The organism is Gracilimonas qinghaiensis (assembly GCF_046602855.1).
Taxonomy (GTDB): Bacteria; Bacteroidota; Rhodothermia; order Balneolales; family Balneolaceae; genus Gracilimonas.
The window spans coordinates 1,983,299-1,999,263 of the sequence record NZ_JBKINJ010000001.1 but is presented as its reverse complement, the minus strand read 5'-3'; the positions used below and the strand labels follow the sequence as shown (position 1 = coordinate 1,999,263).

General features: G+C 41.8%; 15 protein-coding genes. 10 read left to right on the top strand and 5 right to left on the bottom strand.

The annotated features are described in order from the left end of the window. The first annotated feature begins 91 nt into the window (after nt 1-91). Nucleotides 92-280: a hypothetical protein gene (locus ACKGJO_RS08930; RefSeq protein WP_411323075.1), complete on the top strand. Its 189-nt coding sequence runs from the start codon at nt 92-94 to the stop codon at nt 278-280. Between the two features lie 22 nt (nt 281-302). Then, nucleotides 303-1,025 carry a hypothetical protein gene (locus ACKGJO_RS08925; RefSeq protein ID WP_411323074.1) on the top strand — a complete coding sequence of 241 codons (723 nt, stop codon included), beginning with the start codon at nt 303-305 and terminating at the stop codon, nt 1,023-1,025. Between the two features lie 85 nt (nt 1,026-1,110). Here the strand turns inward: ACKGJO_RS08925 and ACKGJO_RS08920 are convergent, their stop codons facing one another. After that, a complete protein-coding gene (locus ACKGJO_RS08920; protein ID WP_411323073.1) occupies nt 1,111-1,938 on the bottom strand; it encodes a DUF4382 domain-containing protein in 828 nt (275 codons plus the stop codon). 898 nt (nt 1,939-2,836) lie between these two features. On the opposite strand from ACKGJO_RS08920, the gene ACKGJO_RS08915 reads away from it, so the two are divergent. The 3 genes from ACKGJO_RS08915 (at nt 2,837) to ACKGJO_RS08905 (ending at nt 6,724) form a co-directional block, all read left to right on the top strand. Further along, nucleotides 2,837-4,894: a S9 family peptidase gene (locus ACKGJO_RS08915; protein ID WP_411323072.1), complete on the top strand. Its 2,058-nt coding sequence runs from the start codon at nt 2,837-2,839 to the stop codon at nt 4,892-4,894. Between the two features lie 473 nt (nt 4,895-5,367). Further along, complete coding sequence (locus ACKGJO_RS08910) at nt 5,368-5,850, top strand: hypothetical protein (protein ID WP_411323071.1); 483 nt, start codon at nt 5,368-5,370, stop codon at nt 5,848-5,850. A gap of 241 nt (nt 5,851-6,091) precedes the next feature. Next, nucleotides 6,092-6,724: a class I SAM-dependent methyltransferase gene (locus tag ACKGJO_RS08905; RefSeq protein ID WP_411323070.1), complete on the top strand. Its 633-nt coding sequence runs from the start codon at nt 6,092-6,094 to the stop codon at nt 6,722-6,724. Here ACKGJO_RS08905 and ACKGJO_RS08900 read toward each other — a convergent pair. Both ACKGJO_RS08900 and ACKGJO_RS08895 read right to left on the bottom strand, forming a co-directional pair. Continuing rightward, entirely contained in the window at nt 6,721-8,145 is a 1,425-nt protein-coding gene (locus ACKGJO_RS08900; protein ID WP_411323069.1) for a sensor histidine kinase, read from the bottom strand. The two genes, ACKGJO_RS08905 and ACKGJO_RS08900, sit on opposite strands and share 4 nt — an antisense overlap. Before the next feature lies 1 nt (nt 8,146). Next, nucleotides 8,147-8,872, bottom strand: coding sequence for a response regulator transcription factor (locus ACKGJO_RS08895; protein ID WP_411323068.1), 726 nt, complete (start codon nt 8,870-8,872; stop codon nt 8,147-8,149). Between the two features lie 153 nt (nt 8,873-9,025). Between ACKGJO_RS08895 and ACKGJO_RS08890 the strand changes: the two genes are divergently transcribed. The 5 genes from ACKGJO_RS08890 (at nt 9,026) to ACKGJO_RS08870 (ending at nt 13,335) form a co-directional block, all read left to right on the top strand. Further along, nucleotides 9,026-10,822 carry a copper resistance system multicopper oxidase gene (locus ACKGJO_RS08890; RefSeq protein WP_411323067.1) on the top strand — a complete coding sequence of 599 codons (1,797 nt, stop codon included), beginning with the start codon at nt 9,026-9,028 and terminating at the stop codon, nt 10,820-10,822. Between the two features lie 59 nt (nt 10,823-10,881). Further along, nucleotides 10,882-11,646, top strand: coding sequence for a copper resistance protein B (locus ACKGJO_RS08885; RefSeq protein WP_411323066.1), 765 nt, complete (start codon nt 10,882-10,884; stop codon nt 11,644-11,646). A 55-nt stretch (nt 11,647-11,701) separates the two neighbouring features. Further along, entirely contained in the window at nt 11,702-11,917 is a 216-nt protein-coding gene (locus tag ACKGJO_RS08880; RefSeq protein WP_411323065.1) for an SHOCT domain-containing protein, read from the top strand. Nucleotides 11,918-12,066: 149 nt separating this feature from the next. Then, nucleotides 12,067-12,516 carry a hypothetical protein gene (locus ACKGJO_RS08875; RefSeq protein WP_411323064.1) on the top strand — a complete coding sequence of 150 codons (450 nt, stop codon included), beginning with the start codon at nt 12,067-12,069 and terminating at the stop codon, nt 12,514-12,516. Between the two features lie 279 nt (nt 12,517-12,795). After that, nucleotides 12,796-13,335, top strand: a complete 540-nt coding sequence (locus ACKGJO_RS08870; protein ID WP_411323063.1) for a DUF305 domain-containing protein — start codon at nt 12,796-12,798, stop codon at nt 13,333-13,335. A gap of 723 nt (nt 13,336-14,058) precedes the next feature. On the opposite strand, the gene ACKGJO_RS08865 is transcribed toward ACKGJO_RS08870, so the two are convergent. After that, the gene (locus ACKGJO_RS08865; RefSeq protein ID WP_411323062.1) at nt 14,059-14,613 is read right to left on the bottom strand and encodes an EF-hand domain-containing protein; all 555 of its coding nucleotides are present in this window, start codon (nt 14,611-14,613) and stop codon (nt 14,059-14,061) included. 222 nt (nt 14,614-14,835) lie between these two features. Beyond that, nucleotides 14,836-15,867, bottom strand: a complete 1,032-nt coding sequence (gene thiL, locus ACKGJO_RS08860) for a thiamine-phosphate kinase (RefSeq protein ID WP_411323061.1) — start codon at nt 15,865-15,867, stop codon at nt 14,836-14,838. Nucleotides 15,868-15,965 lie beyond the last annotated feature (98 nt).

Here is a 15,965-nt window from a genome sequence, read left to right as displayed (position 1 = left end):
ATCAGGAACAATACGTGCTAAATATTCTTAGAGTAAATAGTAACAATTATAATTAAACCGATAAAATATGCTAAAAACAACATTAGGACTAATGTTAGCGACCACAATGATGTTTGTAGGATGTGGCAACTCAAATCAACAAACACAAACTGAATCAAGCGAAGAAATTCAGTTAGTAACAGAAACAGATTCACTGTCAAGCGACCTTTCAGCAGCAAGTGATTCTGTTGAGCAAAAGGTCAATGAATTACAATTAACGCTTGACAGTCTGAATAACTAACACTTTATAAAATACTTCAATTATGAAACGTTTTTCACGGATAAGCATGCTGGTACTAACTCTTGTATTTTTTGCAAGCAGTGCCGGATCAGCTCAGAGCAGTGACAATAATGGAAATAAGGATAAAAATAATAACAAGGGGAAAGTAGAACAAAATGCCAAACGTGCGACCGACAGCCTCCAAGTCGGTAAAAATAAAGCAGATCAGGTTTCCGATAGTGTAAAAGCAGGAAAGGCTAAAAAAGGACGCCAGGCCGATAGTCTCAAGAATAGAAAAGGAAAACCGGAAGGAGTTGGTAACGGGCAGGGAAAGCCTCAGGGAGTTGGTAACGATGAAGGGCAAGGCAATGCTTTTGGAAAGAACAAAGGGGAGCTCTCCGGGCGTGAATTTGGTCAGGCCCGCGCAGCTGCTGCAAGGAAGCTGAGTGAGGAAGTTGAACAATCAGATAATAGCGTAGAGATAGCTGAGCAAACAGTTGAACAGGCTAAAGCAGACATCGAGCGTGCTGAGGAAAGTCTTGATGAAGGTGAATTGAGCGAAGAGCAAAGGCAAGCCAGACAAGAGCAGATCGAGAAAGCTAAAGAGCAGCTATCTGAGCTTGAACAAATGATCCAAAATCAGAAAACGAAGATCGCTAAAGCCCGCCAAAAACTTGAAGAGCTGAAGCAGGGTACATCAGCTGCCGACAGTGATGGTACTGAAGCAGAAGAAGTGGATTCTGAAGAGTCTAATTCGGACCAATAGATAGACGGATAGTTTTAACAAATACTCTAAAAAAAGAAAAAGGCCTGCATCGCAAAATGCAGGCCTTTTTTAAAAGTATTAAACTTTAGTTCTGTGTTTCTGACAGGATAACAGTTCCTATGTTATTGGTTTCACCAATAGTCACATCTACACCGGTTGTGTCTGAAGATTGATAAGTTTCATTTGTTGGATCAACCGAGATCGTGTAGGTTCCTTCTTCAAGCCCAATAAGCTTAAAGGTACCATCAGTGGTATCCGCTTTGGTAGAAGAAAGGGTATCTGAGTTTGCAATTGCATAGATAAACGGTTGTGCTTCAACGGGCTCAACAGCTCCGGCAATGTTTCCGGTTATGGCTTCATTGGTAGCACTGATAACCGGTTTAAGAAGATATTCAATACCGGATTGTGTATTACCTCTTTCAACAACAGAGCGGGCTGCATCGAAATCAAGCAGAAGGGTGTAGGTGATATCCGGTACGATCTCAGCATTAACGTTTAATTTAATACCGGTCTGCTCACCGCTAGGTACAAACATATCGTGTTCTGTACCGTCAACGATCACACTGTGCCCATTGCTACTTAGTATCAGGCGGATCTGTTCGTAGGTGCCTGTTTCAAGCTCTGCTGAGCCAAGAACTTCTGTAGCTCCATTTGTCAGTGTTAGCAGGTCATAGGATTGTTGCGGAGTACTTATCTCTACCCATCCTTCTTCAGTCTGACCGTTGTTTACTTCAACGCTTTCGACAAAAACGTTTACTGCTTCATAGTTAGCCGGAGCGTCATGAAGTAGAACTTCAAGTGTTCCGGTACCCGTTGTAGGGTCTGTTACCGAGTTATTATCGCAGCTGACAAACAATAATGTTACAGTTGTTAGCAGCGCAAATGTTGTGGTTATTATCTTATTACTAAACATAATATTAGTTTATTTTTGAATTAATTTTATTAAATAAAATCGAAAGTGTTGATCGTGTAATGAGAATTGGATCTGTTTATTTGTTTTAAAGAATTTCCTTATCAAAATGTTTTCAGATCATTAATTTTGCAGGGTGTAGTTGTATTACACATGAGTTGGCGGATACCCCTAATGTGATCTAAGATTTTTTTTAACACCCATTAGTCTCTGATATACTAACACAAACATGTAGAATCGGTTGCCTGAATAGGAAGCTTACTTGAGCCTGACCATTCATTTTAACAGGTGAGCTAATGTCTCAAAAAAAGCAATAAGATCTTCAAAGCCATTTCAGTAGCCTTACTTTTAATTACCTTTTCCGGCTGTAGTCAGGGCATGTTGCTCATTCAAGGTGAATATGCAAGTATGGAAGTTCATGAAACTGAGGGCAAGCGCTACAAAGATCGGGTTAGGCCATTCAATAAAATTCCACCCGGTCATTTACCCTCTCCAGGTTCTTGTAGAATCTGGTTGCCTGACACTCCACCGGGAAAACAACCACCTCCGGGTAATTGTTATCAACTGTCAAGAAAGGTCTTCCGGAGCTTGGCTAATGGAAGGTTAAAGGTGATTTTTTAAGGAAAATCAAAAAATTTTGTAAGGAATTGATTTGAGACCGCTCTAACATCTATGATCTCAGGCCGATTTGGTTTGGTTTCTTTAGTAAGAACGTAAAGAGGATAAAAGGTACACTAACACATTAGTTTACAGCTACCCATGTAACTGTGCCGGTGTATGTCCTCTTTATGGTTCTTCTATTATTCATGTAAACCCTATTGAACCTTCCCAACAAAGCATTTCCATATGTGAATGAAATTTAGTTCATTGCTACTGAATTGTGAACGAATGAAATGCTGATATGAAACATATTATTTGGAGTTTAGTGCTATTATTATTCCTGCCTGCATTGGCTTTTTCCCAGAATACCACAGAAAGGACAAAACCTACTTTTGAGCAGGTACTTTCATTAAAAGGTCCGGTTTCGGTACAAATATCTCCCGACGGAAATCACGTGCTTTACTCTGTTTCATCAACGGAATGGTCAGAAAACCGGTATGATTCTGAGTTATGGTTATCTGAAAACGGGGCAGAGCCTTTTCCTTTGACCCATAACAGCAGTGGTTCAAGTAGTAATGGTACATGGTCAGATGATGGCGAATGGATCTTATTCACCCGAAGTATTGACGGCGAAAATAAGGTGTTTGTGATCTCACCGGATGGAGGAGAGGCAATTCCTCTGTCATATATCGATAAAAGCATACAGAGCTTTGATCTCTCTCCGAATGGGAAGACACTTGCTTTTTTAGCTGAGCAGGAACAACCGGAAGAGGAGAAAACCATGGAGGAGCGGTATGGTGAGTTTGCAGAGGATGAAACCGGTTATTTACTCAACCGACTCTATACCGTGGATTTCGACCCGGACTTTGCCCGCTCTCACCAACAACCCTGTCAGCAGGATACCACTTATACCATGTGCCCGGAAGCACCGAAAGTAGTGGCACACCTGGAAGATGCTGAATTCACCATAACCAATATCTCCTGGTCACCGGCCGGAGACAAGATCGCCATCGATCATCAACCGGATCCCATAATTACCAGTTTTCTGAAGGCTGATATAGCACTTTATGATCCCGCAGAGAAGGAGCTGAATCAGGTTGTTTCCAATCCTTCATCGGACGGATTCAGTACCTGGTCACCTGATGGTAATAAATTTGTCTTCACCAGTGCTGTAGAAAACGACAGCAGTAATTTTTATACCAACAACAGGTATTTCATTTATGATATTGAAAGGGATAAGTTCATGGAGGTGGCACAAGACTTTGACGAAAATCTTAATATTGCGGCCTGGACAAATAGCGGTATTTACGCTACTGCCTGGCAGAAAACCCGACGTCCTATATTCCGTCTTGATCCACAAAATGGGACCGTTGAAAAGTATTCCCAGTTAAAAAGACTTGTGTATGATCTTTCCATATCCAAAGACGGTTCAAAGTATGCGACAAGTGCCAGAGATGGCGATGAGGTAAACGAAGTGTATATGAGTGATATAAATGGACCAAATAATCAGAAGCTGACGTATTTCAATGATCAGATCTCTGACTGGAAAACCACCGATAGCGAAGTCATAAGCTGGAGCAGTCGCGACGGAGCTGTTATTGAAGGCGTATTACATAAACCTCAGGATTATGATCCGAATAAAAAGTATCCTTTGCTGGTGGCAATACATGGAGGTCCAACCGGTATTTCCGTGCCCTCGCCTGTACCTGCATATGTCTATCCTATCGTGCAATGGGTGAATAAAGGAGCATTGGTGCTGCAACCGAATTATCGGGGTTCAGCAGGATATGGAGAAGAGTTTCGTTCATTGAATGTTAGGAACCTTGGAGTTGGCGATGCATGGGATGTGCTTTCCGGGGTGGATCATCTGGTAGAACAGGGAGTCGTGGATTCCACAAAACTGGGATCCATGGGGTGGAGTCAGGGAGGCTATATATCCGCTTTTCTGTCTACCTGGTCGAATCGATTTGAAGCCGTCAGTGTTGGAGCCGGGATCTCTAACTGGATGACTTACTATGTAAACACAGATATCCACCCGTTTACCCGTCAATACCTGAAAGCCACCCCGTGGGAGGATCAGGAGATCTATGAACGGACCTCCCCCATGACCTACATCAATAATGCATCCACACCTACACTGATACAGCACGGAGAATTTGACCGAAGAGTGCCCACTCCTAATGCGTATGAACTCTATCAGGGCTTGCAGGATGTGGGGGTTGAGTCTAAACTGATCATCTATAAAGGATTCGGTCACGGCATCACCAAGCCCAAGGAAAGACTGGCCGCCACCTGGCATAACTGGATATGGTTTAATAAGTACATCTGGGGTGAAGAAGTGGAGATGAATTTAGATTGATTAGTGCTGAAAAGGCAGTCCTGCATCTGATTATTGTCGGAGTTTAGCAGCATTTCATTCTACTTCTTCTTGCCAGGGCATAAGTATATGGAGTGAGAGAAATGATCGTCCCTCACAAATCATAAAAATTAGAATTGCGATCAACCGATGGACTGAATGCCCGATCTGTGAGTGCAATTTCATATTGACTCCAAGCTTTGGTAACTACCAAATAAGACCTTCTTAACAGGGCAAAATTGATAGGTATAAAAAACCGCTTAATAACTTTAAAAGCTGTTTTATTGTCATGGGTGTACCAACTAATGTACCCACTTTAAGGTTCACCGGTGAAAAGGGGTAATTCAACTGAAAGTTGGTACAAATTCGGCGCAAAAAATCGACTGGCATTAAATTAACCAATTTAAGGTTCCTTTAAGTATCACTACTCTATATTATAGAGCAAATAATTTTCAAAGTAACAACAGGTGACCGTTATGAAACGTTTAACACTTATACTTTCGGTATTTTTTCTTTTCACTAGTTTAGGTTTTGCTCAAGGCCAAAACAAGGATATGGAAATGAAAAGACAGCAGATGCAGGAGATGATGCAAGATTCCACCATGCGCTCTATGATGATGGATCAAATGGCCCAAAACCCAGAAATGCGCAAGCAGATGATGCAAAAAATGATGGGCTCCATGAAGATGGGGGGCAACATGATGATGGGAGACATGAAAAAAATGATGAATAATCCCCAGATGAGACAGCGCATGCAGAAGCACATGAAAATGATGCAAGCCATGATGGAAGATGGAGATATGAACCAATCTAAAATGATGGAAATGGCCGGCGATTCCTCTATGATGAAAATGCATATGATGTTCATGCAGATGATGCAAGGAGATATGATGAATCAAAAGGGTATGATGAATAAGGAATCAAAGAATAAGAATAGCTATAAAAACCAAAATAATTGATAAGATCATCACTTTATAGGAGTGTATTGGACCTGGTGGATTAATTATAAGGCTGATCAAAGCACTGGTTGTATTCAATCTACTTGCCAATTTCAGCACTTCTTACATCAGTGAAGGTCCTTTGGATATCTTAAATAGATTTGCCGAGGAGAAATTGAAAGGGAAGAGTACCGAGAAGGAAAACTTATTAATGAGAATGAACAAAACCGGTAGCGGCTTCTGTTAATTTTCTAACCATTTTATGGCCCAAAGAGAAAAACAACATACACGCAGCCGCTATGATTTAATTGCGCCTCTTTATAATTTTATGGAGTGGCCCATTGAAGAGTTTGTTTTCAAGCAGTGGCGAAAAGAGCTCTGGGATCAAATAAAAGGACCACAGGTTCTTGAGATCGGTGTGGGAACGGGTAAAAATATCCCTTACTATCCCGAGAACATTGAATTAACAGCAATGGATCTTTCTCCGGGAATGCTAAAACGGGCAGAACAACAGCTGGCTGAAAAGCAGAAACCCCGTGTTACGCTTAAAGAGATGGATGCCGAAAACATGGACTTTCCCGACGATCATTTTGACGAAGCGGTTGCTACTTTTGTTTTTTGCTCAGTACCTGACGCCATTTTGGGATTAAAGGAAGCGCTGCGCGTCACCAAGCCCGGCGGTAAACTGCATCTGCTAGAACATATGCGTGCTGATCAACCTGCATTAGCAACCGCAATGGATAAACTGGATCGTCCCATACACTACCTGATTGGAGTACACATTGCTCGCAGAACGGTTTCAAACGTTAAAAAAGCAGGATGGAAGATAGAATCTGTCCGTGATTTAACATTTGGCGGAATTGTCAAAAAGATTGAAGCCAGAAAACCCCATTAAGGTATCAATGGCAATTCAACTACAAACGTACTGCCCTCTCCCTGCCCATGACTATACGCCCGAATTCTTCCATCATACAACTCGACAATTGCTTTCACCAGAGGCAATCCCAACCCACTGCCGGGACTTTCTTGTACAACTTGTTGACTAGCGCGATAAAACCGTTCAAAAAGGTGATTTTTTGTTTTTTGGTCAAAACCAATGCCTGAATCACGTAAGCGGATGACCGACTTTCCGCTGGATCGCTGCAGATGTAAGTGTACGTCTCCACCTTCCGGGGTATATTTTAATGCATTTTCCAACAGATTATTGATGACCTCTTCGATGTAAGCAGTATGGGCCCTAATGTATAAATCCGGCATGATTTCTACTTCCATTGTGATATCTTTCTCACGGGCTTTCTTTTGGTACTCAGCGCTTACGGCCTCTGTTATTTTACTAATATTAGTTCGTTCAGCCTCAGAGCGATGCACCGATTCTACTCTTGACAGCTGAAGTAACAGGTGTACCATCTCACTCATGCGACGCGTTTCCGTTAACATTCTCTGGACCGTGTCGCGATAGTCTTCCTTTGTACGGGGCCTGCGCAGCATAATTTCTGCATCGCTTTGCAAGGATGAAAGTGGTGTCATCAGTTCATGGGCTGCATCAGAGGTGAACCGTTTATCCCGTTTGAATGCTTTTTGAAGTCGATTGAGCATCATATTAAAGGTATCGGCCAAGTCTGATAGTTCATCTTTAACTCGATAATTTACCGGTATGCGTTTATCCAGATCCGTGGCCGTTATTGATTTGGCAGCATCCGTAATTGAAATAATTGGAGACAGGGCCTGCCGTGATAACCAATATCCTCCAAGAATTGATAAAACCACACTGATCGCTATCAGTATGAATATATAGTTCCTGAACCAACTCAACTCTTCATGCAAAGTCCATTCGAATCCGGTAATTTCCAACCAGCCATGGACCTTATCTTCGTTATTCATGATCGGATAAAGCAGAGTGCGTGCAGGCAGCTCTTGCCAACGGCTGCTAAACGAGTACTCTTGCGCAGTCTCCGGAATATCAGTTTTCAGTGGCTGGTCAACATTGCTGAAGTTTGGACTCTTATAGGTGAGCTCACCGTTGTCGCTGTACAGCCGAACGTAGCTGCCGTATTCGATGCCGCTTTTTAGTGCCGCACTGCGACTGTAGTCCGATAAGTCAATAGAAAGCGTGTCTCCACTCAAATCAATATGCGGAAGCAACTGCTCAGCCTCGAATCGAAGATGGCGATCATAGTTGTGATGTATCGACTGATGAAAGGATTCGTACAAAAAATAACCGAACAAACTGAGCATCAAAAAAAGACTGAACCCATATCCGAATGCCAGTTTCTTAGAAATAGACAGACGATCGAAAATCCCGGTTACCTTGGTCAAACTATTCCTCTATTTCTTTTATTAACTCACTGTTAAGTCGATAGCCAGCGCCCCGTATGGTTTCAATAACCTGGAGGTAGTCTATCATAAATTCTTTTTCGCACTCTTGAAATGACTTGGCCAGTTTTTGACGCAAAGTAGAAATGGTAGCCTCAATCGTATTATCAGTCACATGGTAGGCCGAACCCCACACCCGCTCTGCCAATTGAGTTTTTGAGAACACCGTTTCCGGTTCGCTCAGCAAAAGTTCCAACAGGATAAATTCCTTGGGCCGAAGTGAGCGCTCTACGTTGCAAATTTTTACCCAGTGTCTTCTTGAATCCAATTCGATAGGTCCCACTCGAACCGCATCATCATTGTGTATCTCTGATGATCGCCGGCCCAATGCCCGAATGCGGGCCAGGAGCTCTTCAAAAGAGAACGGCTTACCCATATAATCATCGGCACCCGCATCAAGCCCCGAAACTTTATGGTCCAGGTCTTCGAGCGCAGTTAGCATAAGAACTGGGAAGTTTCGCTCTTTGCTGCGCCAACGTTCAAGGATTTGCTTGCCGTTACGATGAGGCAGCCGCCAATCCAAGATCACCAAATCGTAATCATTGACCAGTCCCTGAAGTTCAGCTTTTTCTCCATCATGGCTAACCTCCAGCACGTGTCCCTCTTCTTCAAGTCCACGTTTAAGAGAACTGGCAAGCTGTTTTTCATCCTCAACTAATAATATCCACATATCACTGGCTTTCTGATACCTAAAATAACGGCTTTAATTTTTAAGATGCTTGCCATTAATGTTTTAAGCTTGATTTAAGGTTTGCCGATTATATTATAGCTTTATATTGATGTAAATATGTTCAAATAGTGGTAATAATGAAAACAACCGGCTATGAGTGAAGACAAGAACAATAACATCACACGCCGCCGCTTTCTAAGGTATACCGCTTCAATGGCGGCTTTGGCCGGTGTAGGTACTTTCCTGCCAACCTATGCATTTGCCGGATTTAACAAAAGAGATGTTCTTCGGCCGCAAGGGCCTGACAATGTCATTGATCTCACCATTGGTAAAATGCCTCACATGGTAGATGGAAACCGGGGAGAAGCAATAGGCATCAACGGGACGGTACCTGGCCCGATTATCCGCCTAAAAGAGGGGCAAGACGTACTTTTGCGAGTAACAAATAAATTGGACGAAGCAACCTCAATCCACTGGCATGGAATATTGCTGCCCTTTCAGATGGATGGCGTACCCGGGGTAAGTTTTGACGGTATAGCTCCTGGTGAGACCTTTGAATACCGGTACAAGGTGCGACAAAACGGTACCTACTGGTATCACAGTCATTCAGGATTGCAGGAACAACTCGGCCACTACGGCCCTTTGATCGTCGATCCGGCCGATGAAGATCCGGTTGAATTTGATCGCGAATACCCTGTGGTTCTTTCAGACTGGACCTTTGAGGATCCCTATAGCGTACTGGCAAACAACATCAAACAGGAAGGTTACTATAATTACCAGAAACGAACGATTGGTGAATTTTTTGATGATGTAAAGAAAGACGGCTTTGGTGATGCTGTAAACAACTATCTCATGTTTGGCAAAATGCGTATGAGCGCTACTGACCTTGTGGATGTCACAGGTGCCACGTATACCTATCTGATGAATGGCCGCGGGCCCAACTCAAACTGGAATGCCATCTTTAAAAAAGGCGAAAAAGTACGGCTACGATTTATCAACGCCTCTGCGGGTACCACAGCTTTTGACGTTCGCATCCCCGGCTTGAAGATGATGGTGGTTCAGGCTGACGGCCAAAATGTGGAACCGGTCTCCATTGATGAATTCCGCATCGGTATTGCCGAAACCTATGATGTTATAGTAGAGCCCACAGAAGAAAAACCATTTACTATTTTTGCTGAATCGCTGGATCGTAGCGGCTACGCCTGTGGCACGCTGGCACCCCAAGATGGAATGGAAGCCCCTGTGCCTGAGCTAAGGCCACGCCCCAAACGCAGCATGAGAGATATGGGTATGGCCATGGACAGTATGAATATGGAAGGTGGTGGGGATACAGAAATGGACCACCAGGAGATGTATCACGGCGATATGGATATGAATGAAAATGGCACGGAGCCCGTCCAGCATGGTCCCGATAAGCACGGTATCGGTGCGGCAGCGATCGCTCAAAACCAATTTGACCGGTTGGATGAGCCGGGCATAGGATTGGGTAGTGATGGACGGAAAGTGCTGGTGTACAAGGATCTTAAAAGCTTACGTCCCAATCGAGATACACGCGATGCCCAGCGAGACGTGGAGTTGCACCTGACAGGAAACATGGAGCGTTACATGTGGTCTTTTGATGGGAAGCAGTTTCACGAGGTGGACGGCCCCATTGAATTCAAACACAACGAACGACTACGGCTGACGCTGGTTAATGACACAATGATGGAACATCCCATTCATTTACATGGCATGTGGATGGAGCTGGAAAACGGAAATGGGCGATATAACCCCAGGCAGCACACCCTACTCGTTCAACCAGCTCAAAGAGTTTCGGCCCTTGTTACGCCGCGCGACAAGGGACGCTGGGCCTTCCACTGCCACATCCTTTATCACATGGAACGTGGCATGTTTCGTGTGGTTCAGGTAGCCGATGAAGACGGCAGCATATATGGACAGGAGTATTCATAAATGGAATCCAGGAAGCCATTAACAAACGAGTTTTATCTGACTTATAAATATTCAAGAACATGACTCTGAATAAAAATGCATCAATATTCACATTTACTACTGTCGTTTTGATAGTAATTGCCACTAGTCCATTGCTTGCTCAGAAGGCACCCGAATTCAGCAACGATTTAATGATGGACGATAAAACCTATGTTTATCTGATCGCTGAAAAGCTGGAATATCGCAGCGTAAGTGGGGTAAATCCCCTCATGTGGGAAGTGCAAGGCTATGTTGGCAAGGATCTGCACAAATTCTGGATCAAATCTCATGGGGAAACATTAACCACTGAGAGGGAGACCGAAATGGAATTTCAGGGTCTCTATAGTCGTGGAATCACCTCATACTTTGATCTACAGGCCGGAATTCGTTACGATTTGGCATACGAAGGTAGTGGTAATAAATCGCGCGGCTTAGCAGTTTTGGGTCTACAAGGTATGGCTCCTTACTTTTTTCATATCGATGGTGGAATGTTCGTTAGTGAAGAAGGTGATGTTTCGGCCTCATTGGAGGCTGAGTATGATCTGTTATTCACCCAACGTCTGATAGGTCAGCCAGTCTTCGAAACCAGTGTTGCACTACAAGATGTTCCGGAGTGGGGCATTGGATCCGGATTCAACAACGTTGGGCTAGGCTTCCGGCTTCGTTATGAGTTTACACGTAAGTTTGCGCCCTATATTGGCATTAACTGGGAAAGTAAGCTGGGAGAAACTGCAGATATGGTTCGCGCTGGGGGCGGACACGTCAGTAACCTAAGCCTACTCAGTGGTCTTCGTATGTGGTTTTAGTAATAATTTATATAACATAATTTTAAATTTTAATTAAAAAAATGGTAAGAGTCTTATGTATGATTTTCATTTTTTTGGAGGCGGATGGATGATGTTTCTATGGTGGTTTTTAATAATAGTTCTGATCATTGTCATTGTTCGATTTCTTCCGAGATCCAGTCAAAGCAATCAAAACAAAGAAACACCTATGGAGATACTTAAACGTAGGTACGCCAGTGGCGAAATTGAGGAAGAGGAATTCAACGAGCGGAAACGAGAATTGCTGAAATAATCACAAAAGGAAGGATATTGGGCCGGTAATACTGGGAAACGAATTCGTTTGGTCCTGAGCCAAGGCTCGTTAAAAGGGTTGTACCCATTTTAAGACTGTAATCTCCAATAAGAGGATAACGGTATAATAGCAAGCTCTAAGGTTGTTTAATGAAGCAGAACATTGAATTTCATGTTGTTTTTTGGGCATTCGTTCTGCACACACTATGGGAGTTTATACAGTGCCTATTTTTGTATAGTATGTGGGATTGGCCCTTCTGGGAAGCTACACTATGGATGTGGGCGGCAATTTTTGGAGATATACTAATTGTGCTGGTTTTATGGAAAATTGCTGCTGTTTTTGTTTCTACCATTCATTTTCAAACTACAAGATTCAAAGGATATGCCATTCTAATAAGTATCAGCTTTGTCGCAAGCATTTTTCTTGAGTGGCTGGCAAGAGCGATGAATCTCTGGCAATATTCTTCATATATGCCTGTGATTGAAATCTTAAATCACCACGTAGGTTTTTCTCCTGTTCTGCAAATAACTTTTCTACCGGCTCTCAGTGTTTACCTTGCCAGGAAAAGCAAATTACTGCTTAATCGTAATACAAAATAAAGTAGATGAGTGGCGTGAAATGTACCTGAAAAGCTTTAATACAGATATACTAGAAAACTTTATCAGTCTAAAAACCAATTATGAAAAGTTACGAAGGGTACTCGCTAAGGTTGCTTGTTTATAATTATTACCCGTCTATTAACTTATAATACCAGCACTCGTTATATTCAATATTATCTAAATTGCTTATAAAATAATACTATACTGATAAAGCGGAGGTAATTTACAAATAAATTAATACCCTAAATTTTTAATAAATACTCAATAGGAGACTTTGTTATGGAGAACGAAAAGAATATGTCCGGAAGTTATTTAAGATTCTTTGCTATGATTGGAACAGCAATGGTCGCAATGTTCATATTAATGTATGCTCATTCCTATCAGATATTTAACCATGCCTGGTTCAGCGAAACGCGCTTATTTATGACGTTGATCATGGGCGGTTCTATGATGATAATCATGCTAGCATTTATGCTAAAGATGTACAAAGATAGCAAGATGAATGCAGGAATATTCATCGGTGGCTTTTTGATATTGATACTTGGCATTTGGCTTGTTCGCAGTCAGGTTACAGTAGATGGAGTGGATTATATGGAGGGAATGATTCCACATCATTCTATTGCCATATTAACGAGTGAACGGTCTGGTATTGAAGATCCAAGAGTCCGTGAGCTTGCAGATGAAATCATTATGGCTCAACGCAGGGAGATTAAGGAGATGGAATGGTTGATCAAGGATATTAGAGAGAACGGAATAGCCAAGACACAGAGTGAGGCAGAGGCCAGGGCAGTTCCTAAATTTTCAGGATCTCTGGAATAATATTGGAAATGAATAGGGTGAGAAAGATGATATCTCAACTATATAGTCTCTAATAATCTGAAGGTTCGCATCCATGCATTAACGTAGATATATCTCATCCTATCTTGTACGTTTTATTTTCTTTTTGCTAAATGATAAACTGAAGATTGAATTAAAGCTGGTTCACGCGCTTGCTTTGCGCTGGAACTTCATAGAGCCTGAAAGTGGAGATACTATTAGGTATACACAGACTTGGGTTGCAGTGTGGCAGAAATAATCAGATAACAAATGGAAGACTAGAATAACCCCAAGGCATACCAATAATTGACTAGAGTTGATCGGAATTGTGTGAATCCCAGGCACCTATTAAGCCAAAAAAGAAATCTTCATCCACTTCCAGCATAAACCACTAGTCTAATTAATTGGGCATAGGAAGGTAAAAATTAGTTGTATAGAAATGTTAAGCAAATAGAGATGACATTGTCTATTAGTCATTAAATGTCTATTGGAGGAAAACAATCACAAAGAACAGGTTAATTATGGACACTCTTTTTTATTTATCGGGTGAACAGTAATGTTTTCTGCCAGATATTATTTAGGTATGCAACAGGTACGTAAAGATGGAAAATCACTCGTTTTTCAATGAGGGGGTCAATAATAAAAACAGACTCGCTTATTCCACGAGTCTGCTTAATGTGCTAGGCTAAAGGCTAACACTACCTATGATTTCTTTCTTTTTAAATTTTATACGTCAAGATAATATTCATCAAATTGCTTGAATTCTGATCGGTTAATTAAACCGCTGTCGTTTGTATCCCAATTTTCAAAAACATAGTTTGCTAATTCAAATTCACTAATATAATTATCTGCGTCCAGATCAATGTCAGTGAAATATGCTGATTCGTATAAAGCATCATAATATTCTTGATAGTCAACTTGACCGTCGCCATCTGAATCAATAGCGGCCATATCGTCATAAACGATGTAGTCTTCGTAAAAATAGTTGTATCCTATTAACCACTCTTCATCAGATAGAAAGTTATCATTATCAGTATCGAGACCGGCAAAGCTTTCACGAAAAAAGCCTTCTTCGATCAGACCCATTTCATTTTCCGGGTCCCAGGCTTGAAAATATTCATCCACAAACTTGTCTACAAATTCATGGCGTTCGATAAGTTCGTCACCATCTTCATCCCAATCTTCAAAACTGGTATCTTGTGCAGTGATGGCACTTGTTATCCCAAAAATGAGAATTGTTAGTATTGTTGAAAATTTTATTAAGTATTTGGGTGAATACATAATTTATCCTGCTCTTTTATTATAGATTCATGTCATTATATATAACGAAATCACAAATACGCGCGTTCCAAAGACTGGTTTAATGAGGTTTTAAACAAGATAGCAGTCGCGAGGCTTTAGCCAATTTTTAAGGTGCAGAAGCGACCTGTGAAACGGAATTATCTGATATTTGGGAAAGGACAAACCAAGGTTTTACAAAGACACATCAGTTGGTAAATGAATCTATTTTGATTTAAACTGGTCAAAACCCTGTTTGTGTAGTTCCAGTTTCTCGTTGCCTTTGAAGAACAGTACCTCGGCATCACCCTCCTTTACATCACCGATAACGCTGAAAACTGTTTCGGGAAATAACTCACGGAATCGGCGCTTCAGGAAATCTTCCTTTTTACTATCGAATGTAAATAAAAGAGAATAGTCCTCACCGGCTGTAAGTGCAATTTCTTCGGCAGACCAAGAGTATTTATCACACACCTCAAAAAGCTGCTTGCTGAGAGGTAAGCGATCTGCATTTATTGAAAAAGTGACACCTGATTGCTTTGTAATGTGACCGGCATCAGATTGAATGCCATCAGAGAGATCAATCATTGCATGAACAGATCCGGTATCGGCAAGAAATTTAGCCTCATTTATTAAAAGTGTTGGACGATTATGGGCCTTGATCAGATGTTTGTGGTTTGGCTTTTCCTTGTCATATGCTTCTTGGAGAAGCCTGAGCCCGGCTCCGGATTCGCCAACTTTTCCAATTAATCCGATCTTATCTCCTAATTTTGCTGCAGAACGCCACAGAATATTTTCATCATTGATAAACCCTAATGCGGTATAATTGATGATTATTGAACCGCTCTTAGTTGTATTGCCGCCAATTAAATTAACTCCATGACTTTCACACAGTTGATTAGCACCACTGAAAAAATCATTAAGCCAGTCAGGGGAAGTATCAGGTGGCAGGCCAATGCTCAATAAGGCGTAGTGCGGTGAACCACCCATTGCAGAAATGTCACTTAAATTGGCGGCAAGTGACTTGTATCCCAAATCCTCAGCGGATATCCATTCACGACGGAAATGGCCTTCCTCTAGCATTATATCGGTTGTAATGAGTAGTGATCGGCCTGAGGCATTCCTTATAACTGCACAATCGTCTCCAAGACCGGTAAAATCATGATCATTTTTTGGTTCAAACATACCCATGATACGGTCAATCAGACCGAACTCACCAAGTTCTTCCGGCGATTCATTTTCTTTAAATATATTCATACCACCGTTAGTTCAGTGTTGAGAATGTTCTGCATTTTTTTGGAAATTGTAGGCAATACACATGCATAGTCATTTGCGATAATTAAAAAAACTACTGA

What these genes read in the sequence shown, in the direction of transcription:
- ACKGJO_RS08925 (WP_411323074.1), top strand. Translation starts at nt 303, where the DNA reads ATGAAACGTTTTTCACGGATAAGCATGCTGGTACTAACTCTTGTATTT.
- ACKGJO_RS08880 (WP_411323065.1), top strand. Translation starts at nt 11,702, where the DNA reads ATGTATGATTTTCATTTTTTTGGAGGCGGATGGATGATGTTTCTATGG.
- ACKGJO_RS08890 (WP_411323067.1), top strand. Translation starts at nt 9,026, where the DNA reads ATGAGTGAAGACAAGAACAATAACATCACACGCCGCCGCTTTCTAAGG.
- ACKGJO_RS08870 (WP_411323063.1), top strand. Translation starts at nt 12,796, where the DNA reads ATGGAGAACGAAAAGAATATGTCCGGAAGTTATTTAAGATTCTTTGCT.
- ACKGJO_RS08905 (WP_411323070.1), top strand. Translation starts at nt 6,092, where the DNA reads ATGGCCCAAAGAGAAAAACAACATACACGCAGCCGCTATGATTTAATT.
- ACKGJO_RS08895 (WP_411323068.1), bottom strand. Translation starts at nt 8,872, where the DNA reads ATGTGGATATTATTAGTTGAGGATGAAAAACAGCTTGCCAGTTCTCTT.
- ACKGJO_RS08885 (WP_411323066.1), top strand. Translation starts at nt 10,882, where the DNA reads ATGACTCTGAATAAAAATGCATCAATATTCACATTTACTACTGTCGTT.
- ACKGJO_RS08865 (WP_411323062.1), bottom strand. Translation starts at nt 14,613, where the DNA reads ATGTATTCACCCAAATACTTAATAAAATTTTCAACAATACTAACAATT.
- thiL (WP_411323061.1), bottom strand. Translation starts at nt 15,867, where the DNA reads ATGAATATATTTAAAGAAAATGAATCGCCGGAAGAACTTGGTGAGTTC.
- ACKGJO_RS08875 (WP_411323064.1), top strand. Translation starts at nt 12,067, where the DNA reads ATGAAGCAGAACATTGAATTTCATGTTGTTTTTTGGGCATTCGTTCTG.
- ACKGJO_RS08915 (WP_411323072.1), top strand. Translation starts at nt 2,837, where the DNA reads ATGAAACATATTATTTGGAGTTTAGTGCTATTATTATTCCTGCCTGCA.
- ACKGJO_RS08930 (WP_411323075.1), top strand. Translation starts at nt 92, where the DNA reads ATGTTAGCGACCACAATGATGTTTGTAGGATGTGGCAACTCAAATCAA.
- ACKGJO_RS08920 (WP_411323073.1), bottom strand. Translation starts at nt 1,938, where the DNA reads ATGTTTAGTAATAAGATAATAACCACAACATTTGCGCTGCTAACAACT.
- ACKGJO_RS08910 (WP_411323071.1), top strand. Translation starts at nt 5,368, where the DNA reads ATGAAACGTTTAACACTTATACTTTCGGTATTTTTTCTTTTCACTAGT.